Origin of the sequence: Streptomyces sp. AB3(2024) (assembly GCF_041862025.1) — a bacterium.
Lineage (GTDB): Bacteria > Actinomycetota > Actinomycetes > Streptomycetales > Streptomycetaceae > Streptomyces.
Genome location: NZ_JBGWAB010000146.1, coordinates 1 through 18,682, shown reverse-complemented (window position 1 = coordinate 18,682; position 18,682 = coordinate 1). Strand labels below are relative to the sequence as shown.

The 18,682-nt window shown below is 68.7% G+C and carries 18 protein-coding genes and 1 pseudogene; 11 read left to right on the top strand and 8 right to left on the bottom strand.

Going from position 1 to position 18,682, the window contains the following annotated elements; genetic code table 11:
- Positions 1–860 (top strand): annotated as a pseudogene (locus ACEPPI_RS35000) (hypothetical protein); the annotation flags it as partial.
- On the opposite strand, the gene ACEPPI_RS34995 reads toward ACEPPI_RS35000, so the two are convergent.
- Positions 814–1,209 (bottom strand): hypothetical protein, encoded by a 396-nt coding sequence (locus ACEPPI_RS34995; protein WP_266846093.1) that lies wholly within the window; start codon positions 1,207–1,209, stop codon positions 814–816. The pseudogene ACEPPI_RS35000 and the gene ACEPPI_RS34995 sit on opposite strands and share 47 nt — an antisense overlap.
- Positions 1,210–1,312: 103 nt before the next feature.
- Between ACEPPI_RS34995 and ACEPPI_RS34990 the strand changes: the two genes are divergently transcribed.
- Both ACEPPI_RS34990 and ACEPPI_RS34985 read left to right on the top strand, forming a co-directional pair.
- Positions 1,313–2,716, top strand: a complete 1,404-nt coding sequence (locus ACEPPI_RS34990) for a sensor histidine kinase (protein WP_373919287.1) — start codon at positions 1,313–1,315, stop codon at positions 2,714–2,716.
- Positions 2,713–3,393 (top strand): response regulator transcription factor, encoded by a 681-nt coding sequence (locus tag ACEPPI_RS34985; RefSeq protein ID WP_249770450.1) that lies wholly within the window; start codon positions 2,713–2,715, stop codon positions 3,391–3,393. The genes ACEPPI_RS34990 and ACEPPI_RS34985 overlap by 4 nt, the downstream gene beginning before the upstream one ends.
- 334 nt (positions 3,394–3,727) lie before the next feature.
- Here the strand turns inward: ACEPPI_RS34985 and ACEPPI_RS34980 are convergent, their stop codons facing one another.
- Positions 3,728–4,186, bottom strand: coding sequence for a tyrosine-type recombinase/integrase (locus tag ACEPPI_RS34980; RefSeq protein ID WP_373919289.1), 459 nt, complete (start codon positions 4,184–4,186; stop codon positions 3,728–3,730).
- A 959-nt stretch (positions 4,187–5,145) separates the two neighbouring features.
- Here ACEPPI_RS34980 and ACEPPI_RS34975 point away from each other — a divergent pair.
- Together ACEPPI_RS34975 and ACEPPI_RS34970 are read left to right on the top strand one after the other, a co-directional pair.
- Positions 5,146–6,039 (top strand): formylglycine-generating enzyme family protein, encoded by an 894-nt coding sequence (locus ACEPPI_RS34975; protein ID WP_373919286.1) that lies wholly within the window; start codon positions 5,146–5,148, stop codon positions 6,037–6,039.
- A 110-nt stretch (positions 6,040–6,149) separates the two neighbouring features.
- A complete protein-coding gene (locus ACEPPI_RS34970; RefSeq protein ID WP_373919285.1) occupies positions 6,150–6,590 on the top strand; it encodes a hypothetical protein in 441 nt (146 codons plus the stop codon).
- A 121-nt stretch (positions 6,591–6,711) separates the two neighbouring features.
- Here ACEPPI_RS34970 and ACEPPI_RS34965 read toward each other — a convergent pair whose 3' ends face one another.
- A complete protein-coding gene (locus tag ACEPPI_RS34965) occupies positions 6,712–6,894 on the bottom strand; it encodes a hypothetical protein (protein WP_373919284.1) in 183 nt (60 codons plus the stop codon).
- 1 nt (position 6,895) lies between these two features.
- Positions 6,896–7,342 (bottom strand): DUF6325 family protein, encoded by a 447-nt coding sequence (locus tag ACEPPI_RS34960; RefSeq protein ID WP_373919283.1) that lies wholly within the window; start codon positions 7,340–7,342, stop codon positions 6,896–6,898.
- 468 nt (positions 7,343–7,810) lie between these two features.
- On the opposite strand from ACEPPI_RS34960, the gene ACEPPI_RS34955 reads away from it, so the two are divergent.
- From ACEPPI_RS34955 to ACEPPI_RS34945, 3 genes are all read left to right on the top strand, one after another.
- The gene (locus ACEPPI_RS34955) at positions 7,811–8,245 is read left to right on the top strand and encodes a hypothetical protein (RefSeq protein WP_373919282.1); all 435 of its coding nucleotides are present in this window, start codon (positions 7,811–7,813) and stop codon (positions 8,243–8,245) included.
- A 717-nt stretch (positions 8,246–8,962) separates the two neighbouring features.
- Positions 8,963–11,371, top strand: a complete 2,409-nt coding sequence (locus ACEPPI_RS34950; protein ID WP_373919281.1) for an arylsulfatase — start codon at positions 8,963–8,965, stop codon at positions 11,369–11,371.
- A gap of 28 nt (positions 11,372–11,399) precedes the next feature.
- A complete protein-coding gene (locus ACEPPI_RS34945; protein WP_373919280.1) occupies positions 11,400–11,933 on the top strand; it encodes a DUF1269 domain-containing protein in 534 nt (177 codons plus the stop codon).
- 175 nt (positions 11,934–12,108) lie between these two features.
- Here ACEPPI_RS34945 and ACEPPI_RS34940 read toward each other — a convergent pair whose 3' ends face one another.
- The 4 genes from ACEPPI_RS34940 to ACEPPI_RS34925 all read right to left on the bottom strand — a co-directional run bounded on the left by ACEPPI_RS34940 (position 12,109) and on the right by ACEPPI_RS34925 (position 15,104).
- Positions 12,109–12,585 (bottom strand): SRPBCC family protein, encoded by a 477-nt coding sequence (locus ACEPPI_RS34940; protein ID WP_373919279.1) that lies wholly within the window; start codon positions 12,583–12,585, stop codon positions 12,109–12,111.
- A gap of 187 nt (positions 12,586–12,772) precedes the next feature.
- Complete coding sequence (locus ACEPPI_RS34935) at positions 12,773–13,267, bottom strand: hypothetical protein (protein ID WP_373919278.1); 495 nt, start codon at positions 13,265–13,267, stop codon at positions 12,773–12,775.
- A 670-nt stretch (positions 13,268–13,937) separates the two neighbouring features.
- Positions 13,938–14,399, bottom strand: a complete 462-nt coding sequence (locus tag ACEPPI_RS34930; protein ID WP_373919288.1) for a DUF6114 domain-containing protein — start codon at positions 14,397–14,399, stop codon at positions 13,938–13,940.
- A 90-nt stretch (positions 14,400–14,489) separates the two neighbouring features.
- On the bottom strand, positions 14,490–15,104 hold the full coding sequence (locus ACEPPI_RS34925; RefSeq protein WP_373919277.1) for a DUF6230 family protein: 615 nt from the start codon (positions 15,102–15,104) through the stop codon (positions 14,490–14,492).
- 662 nt (positions 15,105–15,766) lie between these two features.
- Between ACEPPI_RS34925 and ACEPPI_RS34920 the strand changes: the two genes are divergently transcribed.
- From ACEPPI_RS34920 to ACEPPI_RS34910, 3 genes are all read left to right on the top strand, one after another.
- Positions 15,767–17,050 (top strand): cation:proton antiporter, encoded by a 1,284-nt coding sequence (locus tag ACEPPI_RS34920; protein WP_373919276.1) that lies wholly within the window; start codon positions 15,767–15,769, stop codon positions 17,048–17,050.
- 298 nt (positions 17,051–17,348) lie between these two features.
- Entirely contained in the window at positions 17,349–17,993 is a 645-nt protein-coding gene (locus tag ACEPPI_RS34915) for a GAP family protein (protein ID WP_373919275.1), read from the top strand.
- Between the two features lie 223 nt (positions 17,994–18,216).
- A partial coding sequence (locus tag ACEPPI_RS34910; RefSeq protein ID WP_373919274.1) for a pyridoxal-dependent decarboxylase occupies positions 18,217–18,682 on the top strand: 466 nt, incomplete at its 3' end.

Here is an 18,682-nt window from a genome sequence, read left to right as displayed (position 1 = left end):
CGACCTCGATCCCGACGCCCCGGAGCCCGTCCGGTCCCGCCGCCGACCCGCTCCCCTCCCCCACCGCCGCCTCGCCGTCGCCCGCGCCCGCCGCCCCCACCCGGGCACCGGCCGGGCCCGTCCTCGCGCCTTCCACGGCCGGGATCGGCCAAGACTTCGACGGGGTCCCGGCCGTCGGTCGGATGTACGTCATGAAGGGCGCCGGGGCCTACTTCTGCACCGCCAGCGTGGTCTCGTCCCCGGGCCGCAACCTGGTGCTGAGCGCGGGGCACTGCCTGCTCGGGTCGGACACCCGCCAGGTGGCCTTCGTACCGCGCTACACCCGCGCGAAGCCGCAGCCGTACGGCATGTTCCCGGTCCTGCGCGACTCCGCGGGCCGCTCCGAGGTGTGGATCGACCAGCGTTACAAGACCCAGGGTGCGGAGAAGGCGGCCACCCTGGACGTGGCCTTCGCCGCCGTCGGCCCGAACGCCGCCGGCCGCGCGGTGGAGAACGCCGTCGGCGGCAACCGCCTTCTCACCGGGGCCACGTTCACCCACGCGAAGGTGACCCTGATCGGCCATCCCGCGTCGGCGACCCGCCCGCGCGTGTGCGTCAACCGCACGACCAAGTTCACCAGCACCGACCCGAAGAGCCCGGGTTCGTTCCTGCGCATCGACTGCACCGGCTACCCGGGCGGGACCAGCGGGGGCCCCTTCATCACGCGCTTCGACGACCGCACCCGGACCGGCGACGTGGTCGGGGTGATCGGTGGCTGGAAGACGGGCGGGCCCACCGCCGACACCTCGTACAGCTCCTACTTCGGCGCCGAGATCAGGAAGCTGTACCAGGCGGCGGTTGCCGGGGCGAAGGGGGTGTGAGCACCCGCACCCAGCGGGTGCGGCGCGGGTTGCCGACCGTACGGGCGATCACCGGGACCCCCTCGGCGCCCAGCAGGTCCGCGGGGGCGAGCGCGAGCTGGCGGCGCAGGTCGGCGAGGGCCGCGTGCACGGGCGCGAGGATGACCTCGGCGCGCGGGTGGATGTGCGCGAGGGCGTGCGCGGTGGTCTCAATGGTCTCGGCGGCGTCCTCGGCGGCGGTCCGGCTCCACCCGCCGGGCTCGTCGCCGCTCCAGGGCACAACGGCGTCGTAGAGGTGGCAGGCGGCATCGGCCGCGGCGTCGGCCCGTTCCCCGACGCCCGGCGCCGCGATGGTCGGCAACAGCTCCATGCCGGGTCAACGAGCGGAGCGCGCCGGGGGAACGAACCCGGCGGCTACCGGATCCGCCGGGCCACGGCGCGCGCGCCCGCCCGGCACATAGGCTGTGCGGATCATGAGCCTCAAAGCCCGTATCCCGGCCCGTGTCCGCAACCGCAAGGCGCGCGAGCGGCAGGAGTCGTCGCGCGAGCCGGAAGGGCCGCCCGGCTCCGGCGCGCGGCGCGAGGGGCGGGGGACGGACCCGCTGGACCGGTTCGCGGTCGTGCTGCGGACGCCCGCCCGGCCCGGCGAGGCGCTGTTCGCGCGGGCACCCAGGCGGTGGCAGCGGATGCTGCCCTTCACGGTCGTCGGCATCTTCGTGATCACGCTGCTGCCGGTGACCATCGCGGTGCTGACCAACGACTACGGGGCGAACGGCGGCTGGGCGGGGGCGCTGGGCGTGGCACAGACCGTTCCGCTGCTGCTGGCGGTCACCCGGCCGGTGCCCGCCTGGGGCATGGTGCTGTTCGCCGACGTCGCCGGGGCCACCCTGCTCATCGGCGCGGATGGGGTGGGCGGGCAGACGTGGCCGTGGCCGCCGATGGTGATCGTGGGCTACCAGGTGCTGATGGTGTGTCTGGGGTTGCGCGAGTCCGTCCGGACGCTGGTCCAGGTGTGGCTGGCGACCGGCGCGGCCGGGGTGGTCCTCGGCTTCTTCGAGCCCGCCGGGGTGACGAACACCGTGGCGCTGCAGTTCGTGCTCAGCGGGGCCGTGCTGGCCCTGACGGGTGCGCTGCGGCAACTGGGCGACGCCCGGCAACGGATCGCGGAGCAGGAGAGCATCAGCGAGGCGGAGCGGGCGCGGCGCACGCTGCTGGAGGAGCGGGCGCGGATCGCCCGGGAGTTGCACGACGTGGTGGCCCACCACATGTCGGTGATCACCGTGCAGGCCGATTCGGCCCCGTACCGGCTGCCGGGCATGGCGGAGCCGGTGAGGGAGGAGTTCGCGGCGATCGCGGCCGGCGCGCGCGAGTCGCTGGGCGAGATGCGGCGGCTGCTGACGGTGCTGCGCGGCGACGGGACGAACGGCGCGGAGGGCGCGGGCGGTGAGCTGTTCCCGCAGCCCGGGATCGGCCGGATCCAGCAGCTGGTGGAGGCGACGGTACGGGCCGGGCAGCCGGTGGAGCTGTCCCTGGCGTCGGCCGCGGCCGAGGAGGTGCCGCCGGCCGTGGACCTGTCGGCGTACCGGATCGTGCAGGAGGCCCTGGCGAACGTGGTGCGGCACGCCCCGGGGGCACGGACCCGGGTCGCGGTGACCCGCTCCGCTCCGGGGGGCGACGTGCTCGTGCTGGTGGTCAACGGTCCGGCACGGGACGCGGTGGTGGAGGTGGAGAGTTCGGGCACGGGGCACGGTCTGGTGGGGATGCGCGAACGCGTACGGTTGACCGGAGGGACCCTGGACACGGGCCCGCTGCCCGACGGCGGATTCCGGGTCGCCGCCCGGCTGCCCCTGAACGACGCCGAGAAGGAACCGAGTTGACCATCCGCGTGATCATCGTCGACGACCAGGCCATGGTGCGGGCGGGGTTCGCCGCGCTGCTGTCGGCGCAGCCCGACATCGACGTGGTGGGCGAGGCGCCCGACGGCCGGGAGGGGGTGCGGGTATCGCGCACCGTCCACCCGGACGTGGTGCTGATGGACGTACGGATGCCGGAACTGGACGGACTCTCCGCGGCCCGGGAGCTGCTCGATCCGCCGCCGGGGGTGGTGCACCGGCCCAAGGTGCTGATGCTGACCACCTTCGACATCGACGACTACGTGTACGAGGCGCTTCGCGCGGGCGCGTCGGGGTTCCTGCTCAAGGACGCCCCGCCGGCCGATCTGATCGCGGCGGTCCGGGTGGTCGCCTCCGGCGAGGCACTGCTGGCGCCCTCGGTGACCCGTCGCCTGATCGCGGACTTCGTGCGGCAGCGGCCGGCACCGCGCAAGGATCCGGCGCTGCGGCTGAACGGTCTGACCCCGCGGGAGACGGAGGTGCTGGAGCTGATCGCGCGCGGCCTGTCGAACCAGGAGATCGCCGCGCACCTGGTGCTGGCGGAGCAGACGGTCAAGACCCACATCGGCCGGGTTCTCGGCAAGCTGGACCTGCGCGACCGCGCCCAAGCTGTGATCTTCGCGTACGAGGCGGGCCTGGTCCGCCCGGGCGACACGGCCTGATCCCCCGGACCGGTCCCCGTCCCCACCGCCCCGGGGCCCGGACCGGGACCGCCTCCGCCACCCCCTACCGGGGTATGACATGCCGGTTGGCTCCCTGGTAGGACGCCCTGTTCGGTACCTCCTTCCTGCCTTCCTCCTCGTCACGAGGCTCGTCACAAGGAAGGGAGAAGGGGCATGCGCCGCTTCGGAAGAACAGCGTCCAGCAGGTTAGCCGGAAGACGATGGAACGCCTCTGAACAGCAAAAAACACATAAGAGTGGCCTCCCGGAAGGGCTTCCGGGAGGCCACTTTGCGTCTCAGGGGGACAGCAGGGGGACAAAGCACCAGGCAGCTGTCATGCCGCCTCCTCTTCGCCCCCTGCGATGAGCGTCATCGGAGGCCGCGCGACGTCGCGCAGGGCTCCTTCCCCGGCGTCCGGCGGTTGGTGTGCGCGCGGAACGAGGGCGACCGGAGCATCGGCGGCCTCCTTCTCGAACTGGGGCATCAGGCTGGTGTACGTGTCCGCAGTGAGAGTGAACGATGCGTGGCCCAGTAGGGCCTGGATCGCCTTCATGGAGAGGCCGGCTGCGAGGCTCGGGGATGCCGCGCAGTGGCGCAGATCGTGCAGGCGAATGGGGGGCATGCCGAGTCTCCGCAGGAGGCGGTCGAAGAGTTTGGACACGTTATCGGGATGCCACGGAGTGCCGTTGTCTTGGGTGAATACGTATCCGCTGTCGACGTAGGGGCCGTACTTCTGGGGGTTGCGCTGGTGCTTCGCTTCCCATGCGGCTCTTCCTTCTGTACCGTCCGCCAGGTCGCGAGAAGGGCGTGTGTGGCGCCCAGCGCGGCGCCGCCTGCACTACGGCTGGGCGCGGTCTGTTCTGTACCACCCGATACGGGGTCGAGAGAGCGGGACCCCGGATGAACACTTCCTGCTCGAAGATCCGCCATTGACCGTACAGGACCCCCTACCCGGTGCACTCAGGGTTCCGGCAGGGTCCTGGAGCCCATACCGGGATGAAGATTCCGAGGGACTTGCGCCGCCTGATCACCGTGTCGACGGGGCTCTTGCAGGCCGGGCACACCTGCTGCTCGTGCCCGGCCCGTGGGGCGACCCTCTCGTGCGCCCGGTGCCGCTCTTCACTGGTCATACGTTCACGGTAGGCCGGTTTCACTTGCTCGGCGGGTCAGCGCGTGCCGAAGTACGTGGTCGTGCGTGCATGGTGACGTGCCGGCGCCGTCGAAGGTGTTGACCGCTGGGGCCTCAGCGGGATGGGCGGGGCCTGCCCGCGGCATCGGTGTCCCTTGGGAGGATTTGCCGCGCAGCCGCCTGTTGACAGCAAGACCTCGGGGTGGCTGGGCCGCTGGGCTGTCCGTCCGGTACGCGCGGTACCCGTTCGGCCCATGTGGGTGGGACGGGTGCCGGTGCCTCATGATGTGGTTCGGCTCAGGCACGCTGCTCGGGCCGCTCCGAGGGAAAGCGGCGGCCGGTGCGTCGCACAACCGCATCTCGGGTACACCTTCCTAGCGACTCGCCCGGGGACACGCCACTCGGTTCGCCGACCGTCATCGCAGGTGCGGCAAGCTGCGGTCAACTCGTAGATCACCTCGACGCCGAGTCGAACCGTCCCGCCCCTTGGGCGTCCGTCGACCTTCACCCGGCCGCCTCCTTCGGCACCAGGAAACAGAGAAGCCGAGCACATGACGCGAGAGACCCCCTCCTGCTGCACCCCCGACCGGCGTAGGGCGGTATCCGGTGAGTCAGGGCCGTCCATGGCCACGGCCCGGCCGAACGACCAGTCCGGCGCGACCTCCGTCGGCCCGCCTGAGATCCGACTGCACGGTGGCTGGTTCCGCATGGGCAGCGATGACGTACTCGCCTATGCTGAGGACGGCGAGTGTCCGGTACGAAGGATCAAGGTCAGCCCTTTCACCATTGATCCGCACTGCGTCAGCAACGCGCGCTTCGCCTCCTTCGTGGCCGAAACTGGTCATGTCACCGATGCCGAACGCTATGGGGCCTCGTTCGTCTTCGGTGGTCTGCTGCCCGACGACTTCCCGCCCACCCGGGCGGTCGCCGCCGCTCCGTGGTGGCGCGAGGTGCTCGGCGCCGACTGGCGGCATCCGCACGGCCCTGACTCCGACCTCGGCGGACGCGCGGAGCACCCGGTGGTGCATGTCTCCTGGAACGACGCACTCGCGTACTGCGCCTGGGCAGGCCGGCGCCTGCCCACCGAGGCCGAATGGGAGTACGCCGCCCGAGGTGGGCTCGAACAGCAGCCCTTCCCGTGGGGCGACGAACTCCGCCCAGGCGGCGGACACCGGATGAACGTCTGGAACGGGTCGTTTCCCGAGCACAACACCCTTGAGGATGGTTACCTCGACACCTGCCCCGTCGACGCCTTTCCACCGAACGGATACGGCCTCCACAACATGACCGGCAACGTCTGGGAGTGGACGGCCGACTGGTTCGACCCCGTCTGGCATTCCACCGGCCCCCGCGAGAACCCGGCCGGCCCACCGACCGGCACAGCGCGCGCCCTCCGCGGGGGCTCCTACCTCTGCCACGCCTCGTACTGCCGTCGCTATCGGGTCTCAGCCCGGATGCCCAACACGCCGGACTCCTCCACCGGCAACATCGGCTTTCGCTGCGCAGGCCCGGCCTAGGAAAGCCGGATCTCGCCCTCCCTTGTCCAGGAAACGGACGGCGGTGGGGATGCCTCCCACGGTCCCGCAGCGATCGGCCGAGGATGACGTGCCCCAGGGTGCTGCGCGAGATGCGCGCCTGGCTGAAAACAGCCATGGTCGAGAGAGTAGGCGCCTTTCGGTGGAGTCTCCGGCAGGCGCGTGCGGTCAAGGCGAAGGAGGCGGACCTGATGCCCCATATCCGACGCCGCAAGGCCATGGCCATGCTGAAACAGCCCCCGGAGGAGATCGGCAGGGCTGGATGGGTCCTCGTCGGCGCCGCGACGATGGCGGCGGGAGCGTTACTTCACGCCGTCGCGGGCTTCGTGGAGATCGTCAGAGAGATGATGGGTGGTGAGCCGCCGACCGTGTCTGAGCCGGGGACCAAGCCGACTACGCACGACAGGGCGCAGCCGGGACTGGGCAGGTGGATCGTCTCCGGTGCCGTCTTGCTGGGGGCGACGACGCTCGCCCACGCCGTAGCCGCTCTGGTGAAGAGCATCAAAGGCATGTTTCGGGCACGAGGGCGATAGTTGCGTGGGCAGCCGAGCAGCCGGACGGAGGCAGCCGCCCTTGATGGCCTCCCGGCCGCCGCCTCGGGCGACCGGGAGGAAGAGCACACCGTCCTGAACCGGCGGTGAGGTGAGGCTCGGGTCAGCGCCGGTCGCGGCGGTCGTCCCGGCGGTCCTCACGGTCGTCCCGGCGGTCCTCACGCCGGTCATGGCGGCGACCGACCCCGTGGGCGACGACCGCTGCCGTGCCCACGGTAGCCGCGGTGCGGGCCACGGGGGCGCCGATGACTCCTCGTCGTCCTCTGCGCATGGGTCCGATGGGCATGTCATTCTCCTGCTTCGTCGGCTTCAATGGAGGCCAGGATGGCCTGGATCGGAATGCGTCCGTTGGCAATGAGCTGGCCTCCAGAGCGGCGTGCGGCGGAGGCGAAGGGCGCCGCCCACACGTTCTCCCAGACCAGCACGCCGGCTGTCGTGCCGGGCTTCATGGCAGCGGCCAGGTTGACGACGTCCTCTTCGGCGAGCAGGCCGGCCAGCTTTGCCTCAGCAGCTCGCAGTTCCCCGGCGTCGTCGAGGTCGTCGACCTCCAGTACGTCGAGCTCGCCGTCTGCCCCCTTCGTCAGGATGACCAGATCCAGGACCCGGATGGTCCCCGAGGTGACGAGCTTGTCGAGCTCTGCGGCCATCGCGCCGGTGAAGTGCGAGGTGGCCGGCGGGAACTCGACGACCAGGTAGTCGACAGGACCCAGTTCTTCTGTGTCAGTCGATGCCATGTCTGCGCTTCCGTTCTCTCGATGAGCGTCATGTCTGCGGTTCCGTCCCCTCGGTGAGCACCCGAGAGCGCCCACATGACGAAGACGTCGACGGGGATATGGGCACGGCGGCTCGGAAGGGGCAAGGGGCAGCCAGAGGAGGTTGGCGTTCACGGCCCACCCCGTGAGCGTGATACCGCGCCGCTGGTGTGTAGCGTCACCGGCGAGGGCGATGAAAACGCCCGGGAATAAGGTGGTCGTGCCCGTCTGCCTGTCAGCCTCGCATGGGGGCCGAAGGCCCGCACCCTGGCCGAAACACCCCCTGCGCGTGGCACCCCCTGCTTCAACCGGGGGATCTCGGCGGTCCGCCATGGGGCGAGAGCCCCGCGCCGTCCCCGCCGCCCTTGGCCCGCTGCGGCATCCGTGCCGTGCCTGAGGCCCGACAGTGGTGGGAGTGCGCACCGCTCAGCCCTACAGCAGGCTTGCAACATGCTGATCGCATTGCTTGCCGTGCTGGGAGTGGACCTGATCGTGATCGTGTTCCTGCTGGCGGGAGTGATGGCGCGCCGACATTGGCTGCGCCGTCAGCCGAATTCCTTCAAGGGGGCGATCCGGGTGGTCGAGGGTGAGGTGGCAGGGTTGTCGGCCAAGTGGCGTCGCGGATACGGCCGCTGGGTACGCGATGTTCTCGTCTGTAACAAAGCACCTTTCCTGTTCCGAAGCGAGCTGGTCCTGGCGGACGACCTGGCGGGCCCGGACCGAGCGGCCGGGCCTGGCGAGGTGAAACGTCTTGGGAAGAGCGTCACCGTTGTGCACCTGGCGGTTGAGGGCGGCGCCCGCATCGAGACTGCAGCTCCGGCAGGGGACCGTGAACGGGTACATGGCCCATTCTTCCCTCCGGAGCGGACAACGAGCGCTCGATGAGGCCCCGGCGCAGGCGACGAACCGCGAGTCGCGGGCGAGCTGCCACCGATCTGCTGATACATGCTCGCCGACGGCGCTTGGAGCCGCCTCAAATGCTTGCGCGGGGCAACGGTGCCGGTGCGGCCGGGGCGGGCTGACCGGCGAGTTCGCCGCTTTCGCGGGCATGTCGGTAATCACGGTCGTATCGCTTCGGCCCGGGATTCGGTGCCGAAGGGCCAGGTCGAGCGTGCCAACGGCTACCTGAAAACCAGCTAGCCGCCCGCCCGGATCACTCCTCCGCTCATTCCCGCGCGAACGGGGTGATCCGGGCGGAGAATGAAGGAGTCACCGTCACCGACGGGACGACAGCGTGGTCGTCGCACCACGGGGGCCGGCTCAGGACGAGCTGGTCAAGCCCGGCGCTGCCCACCTGATCGTGAGGAAGCGGCCCATGCCCGGTCGACGCCGATGTCGCAGCCGTCTTCCTGCCGATCGCCTCGAACGGAATTGCAGAGCCGGCGCGATCGTCACCTCGAACGAGCCCTTTCGGGGATGGGGCCGTCGCCGCCGTGCTCGACCGACTCGTCCACCACGTCGGAGGTCCACCGCCCGCGGGAGAGTCCCAAGCCGCATGCAGGCCGCGAGGGCCGCGTCCCTGACGCTACCGACGATGACTCACGGAATTGGTTCCCGGACCGACAGCGGCGCGGATGGTTGTGAACGAGAGGTAGAAAAACGATGAGTGAGCTAGACCGCACGAAGCTTCCGATACGCAGGCCGCCGTTCCAAGGGGTGAGTAACAGGACACTCGACGGTTCGAAGCCGGACTGGAACCTCATCGGGCACCCGGAACCTCCTGACGGAGCCCCGAACGTCCTGCTGGTGCTCATCGACGATGCGGGCTTCGGTAACCCGAGCACGTTCGGGGGCCCCATCAGCACCCCCCGCTTCACCCAGATGGCCGAAGCGGGGTTGCGCTACAACCGGTTCCACCTCACGGCGCTGTGCTCTCCGACGCGTGCGGCTCTGCTCACCGGGCGGAACAGCCATGCGGTCGGCTTCGGATCGGTCGGCGAGTTCTCCAGCGGCTTCCCCGGCTACACGGCGATGCTTCCACGTGATTGCACGCCATGGCCAAAGGTCCTGTCCGAGAACGGATACAGCACCGCGGCGTTCGGCAAATGGCATCTGACCCCCGACGGCGACCAGGGTCCGGCCGGACCGTTCGGGCGGTGGCCGAACGGATGGGGCTTCGACTACTTCTACGGCTTCCTGGGCGGTGACTCGGGACAGTGGGATCCCTGCCTCGCCGAGAATCAGAAGATCATCGGCACCCCGGAAAGCTTCTACGACAAGGAGAACCCGTATTATCTGCCGGACGACATGGCCGACAAGACCATCGGGTGGCTTCACGGGGTCCGGGCGCAGAGCGCCCGCAAGCCGTTCTTCGTCTACTTCGCCACCGGGTGCAGCCACGCCCCGCACCACGTGGCCTCCGCATGGGCGGACAAGTACAAGGGCAAGTTCGACCAGGGCTGGGACCGGCTTCGCGAGGAGGTCTTCGCCCGGCAGAAGGTGCTGGGCGTGATCCCCGCAGAAGCGGAGCTGACAGTGCGTGACGACGCGTTCCCCGCGTGGGACGACGTTCCCGACCGGCTGAAGGCCTATTACGCCCGCCAGATGGAGGTCTACGCGGGATTCTCGGAGAACGCCGACCACAACGTCGGCCGGGTCATCGACGCGATCGAGGAGCTCGGCGAGCTCGACAACACGCTGATCATCTGGATCTGGGGTGACAACGGCGCCAGCATGGAGGGCACCATCACCGGCTCGTTCAACGAGATGACGATGCAGAACGGCATCCCGCTCACCGACGAGATGCAGCTCCAGCTGGCCGAGCGCTACGGCGGCATCGAGGCCTGGGGCTCCCAGATCACGGATCCTCACTACTCTGCGGCGTGGGCGTGGGCCGGCAACACTCCGTTCAAGTGGGGCAAGCAGGTCGGTTCGCACCTGGGCGGTACGCGCGACCCGATGGTCATCCACTGGCCGGCACACATCACCGACCCCGGCGCACTGCGCTCGCAGTTCACCCACATCACCGACATCGGGCCGACGATCCTGGACATCGCCAAGATCCCGGCCCCTTCCCATGTCGACGGGATCGAGCAGGAGCCCCACCACGGTGTGACGTTCGCGGACTCGCTGTCCGACGCAGCCGCGCCGGAACGCCATACACAGCAGTACTTCGAGAGCATCGGCAACCGCGCCATGTACAAGGACGGCTGGTGGCTGGCGATGAGGACCGAGCGCATCCCGTGGGTGCTCACACCCCATGCGCTCAGACCGTACGCGCCCGGCGTCTGGGATCCGGACGCAGACCCGACCGAGCTGTACTACTTGCCCGACGACTTCTCCCAGGCGAAAGACCTGGCCGCTGAACACCCCGAGAAGGTAAGGGAGTTGAGGGAGCTCTTCTGGCAAGAGGCGGAGAAGTTCAAGGTGCTTCCCCTGCTCTCCACGCTCTCGGTGTTCTTCGGCATCCTCCCGCCGCGGCCGGATGTGGACCACTTCGAGTACCGGGGAGATGTCCAGAACGTCATGTCGGGGATGATCCCGCGCATCTACAACCACTCGTACACGATCAGTGCCGATCTCGTCGTTCCGGCGAAGGGAGCCGAAGGCGTGATCGTGGCCGAGGCCGACCATCTGGGCGGATTCTCACTCTTCGTCGAGGACGGCAAGCTCACCCACACGTACTCGATGATGGGCGTGTTCGTCTACCGGCAGCAGGCCGAAGTGCGATTGCCGGCAGGCGAGGTGAACGTCCGCCTGGAGTTCGTGGCTGATGCGCCCAAGCCCGCCACCGGCGGGCAGGTCACCTTGCTGGTCGACGAAAAGATCGTTGCCACCGGCCGCATGGACCACACGGTCCCGGTCCGCTTCTCTGCCTACTCGGGGATGGACATAGGCCGCGACAACGGAGGGGTCGTCGACCTCAGCTACGAGGACAAGAAGCCCTTCGCCTTCACCGGCACCGTCAAGAAGGTCGCCTTCGACACCAAGCCGCACCTGTCGGACGAGGCCGAGGACGAGCTGCATGCCGCCACCCACCACGGGCACGTCGGGAACGGACTCGCCGGGTGAAACGTGTCCGCAACGGGAAGGAGGATCGATGAGATTCGACGACGAAACGATCGACGTTCTGATCGGCGGATACATGTCGAAAGACGCCGCCCAGGAGGACTACGAGGCGGTTCTGGCGAGCGGGGGTTACCTGCACGGTGCCGTGGTCGTCACCAAGGACCTCGACGGCGACCTGTCGGTGGAGGAGACCGACCACATGGTTCGCGAGGGCGCAGCGGGCGTGGGCGCCGTCGGATTCGTGGTCGGGCTGTTCGCGCCACCATTGCTTGCCGCGACCGCGGTCGGCGCAGCGATCGGCGCCGGGGCCGGAAAACTCCTTCATCACAAAACCGCTGCCAAGCTGGAGGAACAGGCAGGGGCCACCATCCCGCTCGGTGGCGCAGGACTGGTCGTCGCCTACCCGCGCTCGGCAGCCGAGAAGGTCGAGCCGGCCGTGACCCGCGCCGTCAGGAAGGCAGTCGGCGAGGCGGAGGGCCACCACGTGAAGGCTCTGAAGGGCGCGATCGCAGACGCGCAGCAGAAGATGGCCGAAGCGGACCCTGACGCTTCGGGGAGCGCATGACGTGATCGGCTCATACTCCGTGCCGTCGCTGCGAGTTCGGACCGTGACTGGTGCGCCCCCTTCGCGGAGTTCCGCCGAAGTACACCGGTCCTGGAACACCTGAGCCGGTAGGAGCTGTTCGACCTCCTACCGGCTCAGGTGTGCGTCGCGGGTACTGGTGAGGAACGTCGGTCCGTCAGCCCGACCTCGGCGGGTGGTCCTTGGAAGCGGTCGAGGCTGTGAGAGATTCCGCCCTGGTAACGGCCGCGTCCGTGAAGTCGGCGATGGCCTTCTTGGCGATCTTGCCGATGACCGGTTTGAGTACACTCGGCCTCGGCTCGAGGGTCACGGAGTACACCACCTCGGTCCGCTGGTGCTGGACCGGATTGAAGGTCACGGTCGCGCTGAAGTGCCGCAAGGGCAGCCCCGAGACCAGCCGATAGGAGTAACGTCCGGGTCGCTCGTACGCGGTGACCTGTTCCCGGACCGTCACGCCCGGCATGTGCAGCTTTCGTACGGCCCCCACGCCGTTGGGGGCGGGGTCGCCCTCCCGCTCCAGAACGGAACTCCTGATGACGGTGAGGAGCGTGGCGTACTTGCGGTGGTCGGTGAAGACGCCGAACACCGTCTCGGGTGGTGCGTCCGCAGTTCTGCGGACCTCAAACGTATACATCGACAAGCCTTCCTTTCCTGCTCTCGCCGGCTGAGGCGAGCCCTCAGGCGCCGATGCCCGTCAGCTGCCCGGGTTGCCGATCAGGCCTATCCGGAAAGAACATGCGTGACTGGGAGATCGCGTACGACTTCGACGGCGGGATTCGGATGTGGATGGCCCGCCAGCAGGCTAGGCATCTCACGGGCTGCTACCCGAGCAAGGGGGCCGAGGAGCTGCCCGTGCGGACATGAGCGCGCGGGACGGTCAGGCTCACGCGCGAGAGACGGAGCCGGGAGACCACGGCGTCCTTGATCGTGATCGTCCCGGGGGCCGAGCCCGATGCCGAGGCGACCGGGTTGAGGAGCCACGGCGGAATGGTGCTCGGCGTGATGGTGACTCTGTCGCCGGGTGGTGGTGACCCTTGCCGCGTGCTGGTGAACGTGCCGACCAGCCTTTCCGCGTACAGGGTCACGTCGTCGCCGACGACGGTGGAAGTCGTCCCTGGGGCGGCCTGCAGATGCCAGGTCCCTACGGTCTGGCGCACCTCCAGGTCGAGATCCGCCACCTCCAGGGAGCGGGCGGTGAATTCGAGCAGCTGTTTCGGGCCCGCCTCGCTTTCGACGGTCACCACTCCGCGGAACACGCCGCCGAGCAGCACGAGCCTGGGCGAGTTCAGCGTCCAGGCACCTTCGGCGAGGCCCAAGGACACGCTGTGCTCTGCTGGGGTCGGTGTGGCACAGCCGACAGCTGCGCTGCCGTCCGGTCGGTCGGGCGTCCGCGAGGGCGGAGCCTTGTGGGTTGTCGGCTCGGCGGACATCGGGGGCGCCGACGGGCACGCGGGTGTCGTCCCAGCAGGAGGCACCGGACTCTCGGACGGAGATGGCCGGGCCCCGGGGGTCACCTGGCAAGGGGAGGCGCTCGGAGCATGCAGGGCCGTGCCGGAGCCCCGCTGCCCGGGCAAGGAAGATCCTGGGCTCTCCTGGCGGCCCGTGTTGGGCTCAGCGGTCCCGTCCTGCCCAGCCGACCGGCTTGCCCTCCCGGACTTTTGAGGGCTGGCGGAGGGGTGTGAGATCGGAGTGCTGGAGGCGACCGGCGCCGTCACCGGCAATGGCGCGCAAGGGGTTCCGTCCACTCCGGCCGCGATGCCCGGCAGGGCACTTCTGCTGGCCGGGAGGGTGTGGTGAGCGGTTGCGGGCATTGCCCTCCATTCGACGACCAGGGTCGTCAGCAGGGCGGCCGGTAGGGCAGTCAGTGCCAAGAGGTGGCCGACCGGTCTCGGGACACGCGGGAAGGGGCCCGTCTGCCTCACAGGACGCAAGACGTGGGCGAATCTCGGGGCCGGCAGGCTGCCGCGGTCGGCCTCGTCCGAGTCGTCACGGCGCATGGCGCCCACCAGTCTCCGGGGCAGAGGGGAGGACGCTCTGGCCGTCGCCGTCCGGATCCTCGCTGGGGGGCGACCAGGCGCAGGCCAGAGAACCACCTACAAGACCGAGCAATGCGCCGACGAGAAGACCACCGAAATTGGCGATCGGCAGGGAAACCAGCGACAGCAGGATCGCGGCGATCCCTGCGAAGACACGTCCGAGCGGCCGGAGCCACATGAGAAGACCCAGGGTGACGAGGAGGATCCCGATGACCAGCGACCCCGCACCCGCAGCGGTCGACAGCGCCATGGTGACGCCCCCCAGGGTGAGGTCCCCATAGGCGAGGTACAGGATGGGCCAGCCCGCTGAAAGTGTCATCAGCCCAGCCCAGAAGGGCCTGCTGTGGCGCCAGGTATGGAATTCCTTCAGTGCTCTGGAGAGAGCCTCACGCCATTCGGTTGACGTGGTCATTTTCGTCACGCAAATGACTTTCTACTCAAAGACTCCAATGAGGTCGAGGCGCGGGGCCCCGTCACATAAGGGCCTTGAATTGCGTACAGCTCAGAAGCACTGGTGGTCACCGTGCTGGAGTGACGCCTTCATCCCCGGCAGGGTGATGGAACCCATCGTGGCCGCCACCCCGGTGGTACGGACGTTTGTCAGCGTGGCCGAAGTTCCCTGCAGCGCGATGGTGTTCGGGGCGAAGAACTTGGAGTTCTCGTCCCCGGAGTTCACTTCGCCCACGGTCATCGAGCCTGCTGCAATGCCGATGTCCACGTTGTTCATCGTCGCGCTGGAGGCCGCGAGGAGATCGGTGTCGAGAAATGCATTGGTTGCAGTGGCGGGTTTCCCTTGATCGCCTCCCGTGAGCCGAAGGGTGAAGGCGCCCAGTACAGGGATCGGGATGAGCACTGACTGGCACAGGCCGTCGATCGTAACGTTCCTCGCTCCTGTGACGATCACTGGCACGGCCTTGCCCCGGCGCGTCACATCAACCATTCCGTAAAGGCTCAGGCCCTTGGCTTGCAGGGTGTCCACGGAGAGCTTGAATCGTTCTCCGGAGATGAAGAAAGATGCGGCGAAGGCACCCTGCGCCATGCTCAATACCAGAGCAGTAGCGGCCACGAGGCTCGGCAGCAACACTGCAGCGAAACGCTTCCACCGGGTTCTGCGCATTTTCTCACTTCCTTGCGCACATGTGATGCCGCTTTGTGTGGGCATCTCGCTACGGTCGAAGTCGGACAGTTTTTGCGAACTGTTTCACGCTGAACTTGAGAGGCTCTGAGTGCTCAAGCGGTAGAGGGGTTTTGAAGCGATAGTCAAATCGCAAAGATACCGCCAGGCACGCCTGGGCGTCGAGGTACCTGCAACGGAACGCCGACTCGCGGAGCAGAGTCCGTCAGGGGAATCATCCGTTACAGCAGAGAACTCGGCAAGTGGGGCGCAGTCAGCCTGAATGGAACCACTCGATCGGACCCGCATAAGCAGATTGTGATTCAAGGGGAAAATCGCTGGCGAGGCCGCATGGGGAGCAGACCGACACGGGGATCGGTGCCGACCGTGCACCCCGTCAGCTGAGGAAGCCCCAGCTGATCCCGGGCGCGTGCAGCGTCGCGCGTTCCCAGCCACGTCCGGCTCGTGGCCGTCGCCTTGCATTGGGCCGACCGGTGTGTGCTCGGCGCGTTCGGAGCAGGGTTCCCGTGAGGCCTGACCGGCAGCGCCATAAGGTCAGACTTCGTTTCTCTGCGCAAGGCGGGAGGGCATTCCGGGGAGACCCGGCACGCTACCCGTGGCGCGGTCGCCCCGTCGACGATGAATGCCGGGTGTGAGGAGTACGGATGAACGGCTGGGCCGTCGTGGTCGCCGGGGGTGTGGTCGTCGGCTACGGGGCGCTCTCACGGCGCTTGTCCACCACTGTGTTCTCAGGACCGATGGTTTTCATGTTGTTCGGTCTGGCGATCGGCCCGCTGGGCCTGGACCTGTTGGACCAGGCGAAGGATCCCGAGGTCACGCGGACGCTGCTGGAGAGTGCACTGGTACTCCTGCTGTTCGCCGACGCGGCGGGGATCAGGGCCCGGGACCTGCGGCGGGAGGAGTTCCTGTCGCTGCGGCTGCTCGCTGTGGGCCTGCCGGTCACGATGGCCCTGGGGTGGCTGGCCGCCTGGCCCCTGCTGCCTGGCCTGGGGGTCTGGGAGCTGGCCTTGGTCGGCATCATCCTGGCGCCGACGGACGCCGCGCTCGGGCAGCAGGCCTTCTCCAATGAGCGGGTGCCGCCGCTGACCCGCGGCGTTCTGACCGTCGAATCTGGTCTGAACGACGGTCTGGCGCTTCCGTTCTTCGTGCTGGCGCTCGCGGCGGCCGGTGAGGGGCAGGGCTCTCCGGGCGCCGCCGAGACGTTCCTGAGGGCGCTGCTGCTGAGCGGTGCCACTGGAGTCGCGGCCGGCTGGATTGGAGCGGGCCTGTTGCGCTGGTCACTCTCCCGCGGGTGGAGCAGCTCCGACTGGTGCCAGTTCCTGGTACTCGCCGTCCCGGTCATCGTCTACGTCCTGTGCTCCATGGGCGAGGGCAGCGGCTTCATCGGCGCCTGGGCCGCCGGCCTGGCCTTCGGCATCCACCTGCGCCGGACACCCGCAGACCTTGGCATCCGTCCCCAGGACTCGGACCCCGCGCAGAGCACCAGGTTCACCGAACGCCTCGGCCTCCTGCTCGCCTCGCTGAGCTTCCTCGTTTTCGGCGCGGTCATCCTGGGGCCCGCGCTCCAGCACCTGACGTGGCGGATTGTCGTCTACGCACTGCTCAGCCTCACCATCATCCGGATACTGCCCGTCGCGCTCGCCTTGGCCGGCGCCGGCCTGCGCCCCGCCTCCGTTGCCTACATCGGCTGGTTCGGTCCGCGTGGGCTCGCTTCCCTCGTGTTCGGCCTGCTCGCCCTGGAAGAGCACCTGCCCGGGGGAACCCTGCTGAGCGAGGTCATCGCCGTGACCGTGGGCCTGAGCATCATCCTCCACGGAGCATCAGCTCCCGCTCTGGGCAACCGCTACGGCGCATGGTTTTCCAGGGCACTGCGCGTCACGCCGGACTTGCGTGAGAACGGACTCGCGCACCACGACGCCCCACGCTGACGCTTTGCCGGGCGCCGTCAGTCAAGGGGCGCTTGCGATGCTCGGATCTGCCGGAGGTGGGGGGCGTGGCGGATAACGTGGTGTTTCTCGGCGGTGGGCGCGGTGCCACTCGCTCGGCAAACCTCCTCCCAAACCCGGCGTGCGGCGTTTGAGGACGTGCACGTGGCCTGCTTGACCGGTCGAGCCGCTGCCCGCAGAGTCGGGATGCGCTGCCGCGACAGCGCCTCTCGACCCCATTCACCCGCTTCTCCTGTCCAACGGCAGCAGATGGCCTCGACCTCTTGGAGTGACTGCGCTGTTGGTGCTCGACCTGATCGTGATCGGTACGGCCATCACCCTGGGACCTCTGCACAACAGCGCCTTCATCCTGCTGCTCTCCTCTCGGCGTGGTGTCCGCAAGGGCATGGCGTTCTTGCTGTCGTGGCTCGCCAACCTGGTTGTGGTGATCGCGTGCGTGCTGCTGCTCACCGGGGGTGAGCCCCCGGCCCGCCACAGCGCGCCGTCGATGGCCGTGGCGTGTGTGAAACTCGCCATCGGCTTGGGGCTGGTGCTGTACGGCGCGCACCGGCGCCGTAGCCCGCCGCGCCCGCATGGCCCGCCGCGCTGGACCGCTCGGGTGGATCGCGCCTCACCGGCCACGGCCGCCGGGCTGGCCTGGCTGCTACAGCCCTGGGCGCTGGTCGGTGCCGGCGCCGCGACGGTCGTCGCTGCGGACCTTTCCTCCCTCGCCGACTGGCTCGCCCTGATCGGCTACTGCCTGCTGGCCACGCTCGGCCTCATCGTCATGGAGATCTACACGGTCCGGGCACCGGCGGCTGCGGGGGCTAGGTTGAACTCCCTGCGAACCTGGCTTGAGCAGAACCAGAACCAGCTGGTCGTCACGCTCTCCTTGATCGTTGGCCTGTGGCTGACAGCGGAGGGCATTTACGGGCTGGTCGCCTGACGGCACGTGTGGCCGCCATGCCGCTGTCGGCAGGTCGCGGGGCTGCAGATCATCGCGACACCCAGACTGTCGGCGCCCTGGGCACTGTGCCCGATGACGACGGACCTGAGTGTCAGGCTGACTCGTCCAGCCGTGCCCGAGATGGCGTACGTTCTCATGCCGAGCCCTGGGCCGTGCCCGTAGTGTCTGATGCGGATCTGACGACCGACACGTGAGGTGACTGGTGGCTCTGCACAAAGCGCAAAAGCAGGCGGCCGACCCGGCCGCCGACATCTTCGCCTCTCCCCTGAGTGAGAGGCCGCTGCCCAAGCGGTCGATGCCGGAGTTCTCCGCTCCGCCGTCCGTGGTCTTCCAGCTGCTGCGCAACGAGTTGCTCCTGGACGGCAACGCCGCGCAGAACCTGGCCACCTTCTGCACCACCTGGACGGACGACGAGGTCCGCCGCTTGATGGACATGTGCCTGGACAAGAACATCGTCGACAAGGACGAGTACCCGCAGACCGCGGAGATCGAGTCGCGCTGCGTCAGCATCCTCGCCGACCTCTGGCACGCGCCGGCCGGCGAGGGTGGTGAGGCCAATGCGGTGGGCTGTTCGACCACCGGCTCCAGCGAGGCCGCCATGCTCTGCGGCCTCGCCCTGAAGTGGCGCTGGCGCGACCGGCGGCGTGCCGCCGGCCTGTCCACCGACC

Excerpts from the sequence above, each read along its gene's own strand:
- ACEPPI_RS34950 (WP_373919281.1), top strand. The coding sequence starts at position 8,963 with ATGAGTGAGCTAGACCGCACGAAGCTTCCGATACGCAGGCCGCCGTTC.
- ACEPPI_RS34925 (WP_373919277.1), bottom strand. The coding sequence starts at position 15,104 with ATGCGCAGAACCCGGTGGAAGCGTTTCGCTGCAGTGTTGCTGCCGAGC.
- ACEPPI_RS34990 (WP_373919287.1), top strand. The coding sequence starts at position 1,313 with ATGAGCCTCAAAGCCCGTATCCCGGCCCGTGTCCGCAACCGCAAGGCG.
- ACEPPI_RS34970 (WP_373919285.1), top strand. The coding sequence starts at position 6,150 with ATGCGCGCCTGGCTGAAAACAGCCATGGTCGAGAGAGTAGGCGCCTTT.
- ACEPPI_RS34965 (WP_373919284.1), bottom strand. The coding sequence starts at position 6,894 with ATGCCCATCGGACCCATGCGCAGAGGACGACGAGGAGTCATCGGCGCC.
- ACEPPI_RS34955 (WP_373919282.1), top strand. The coding sequence starts at position 7,811 with ATGCTGATCGCATTGCTTGCCGTGCTGGGAGTGGACCTGATCGTGATC.
- ACEPPI_RS34945 (WP_373919280.1), top strand. The coding sequence starts at position 11,400 with ATGAGATTCGACGACGAAACGATCGACGTTCTGATCGGCGGATACATG.
- ACEPPI_RS34960 (WP_373919283.1), bottom strand. The coding sequence starts at position 7,342 with ATGGCATCGACTGACACAGAAGAACTGGGTCCTGTCGACTACCTGGTC.
- ACEPPI_RS34940 (WP_373919279.1), bottom strand. The coding sequence starts at position 12,585 with ATGTATACGTTTGAGGTCCGCAGAACTGCGGACGCACCACCCGAGACG.
- ACEPPI_RS34975 (WP_373919286.1), top strand. The coding sequence starts at position 5,146 with ATGGCCACGGCCCGGCCGAACGACCAGTCCGGCGCGACCTCCGTCGGC.
- ACEPPI_RS34930 (WP_373919288.1), bottom strand. The coding sequence starts at position 14,399 with ATGACCACGTCAACCGAATGGCGTGAGGCTCTCTCCAGAGCACTGAAG.
- ACEPPI_RS34995 (WP_266846093.1), bottom strand. The coding sequence starts at position 1,209 with ATGGAGCTGTTGCCGACCATCGCGGCGCCGGGCGTCGGGGAACGGGCC.
- ACEPPI_RS34920 (WP_373919276.1), top strand. The coding sequence starts at position 15,767 with ATGAACGGCTGGGCCGTCGTGGTCGCCGGGGGTGTGGTCGTCGGCTAC.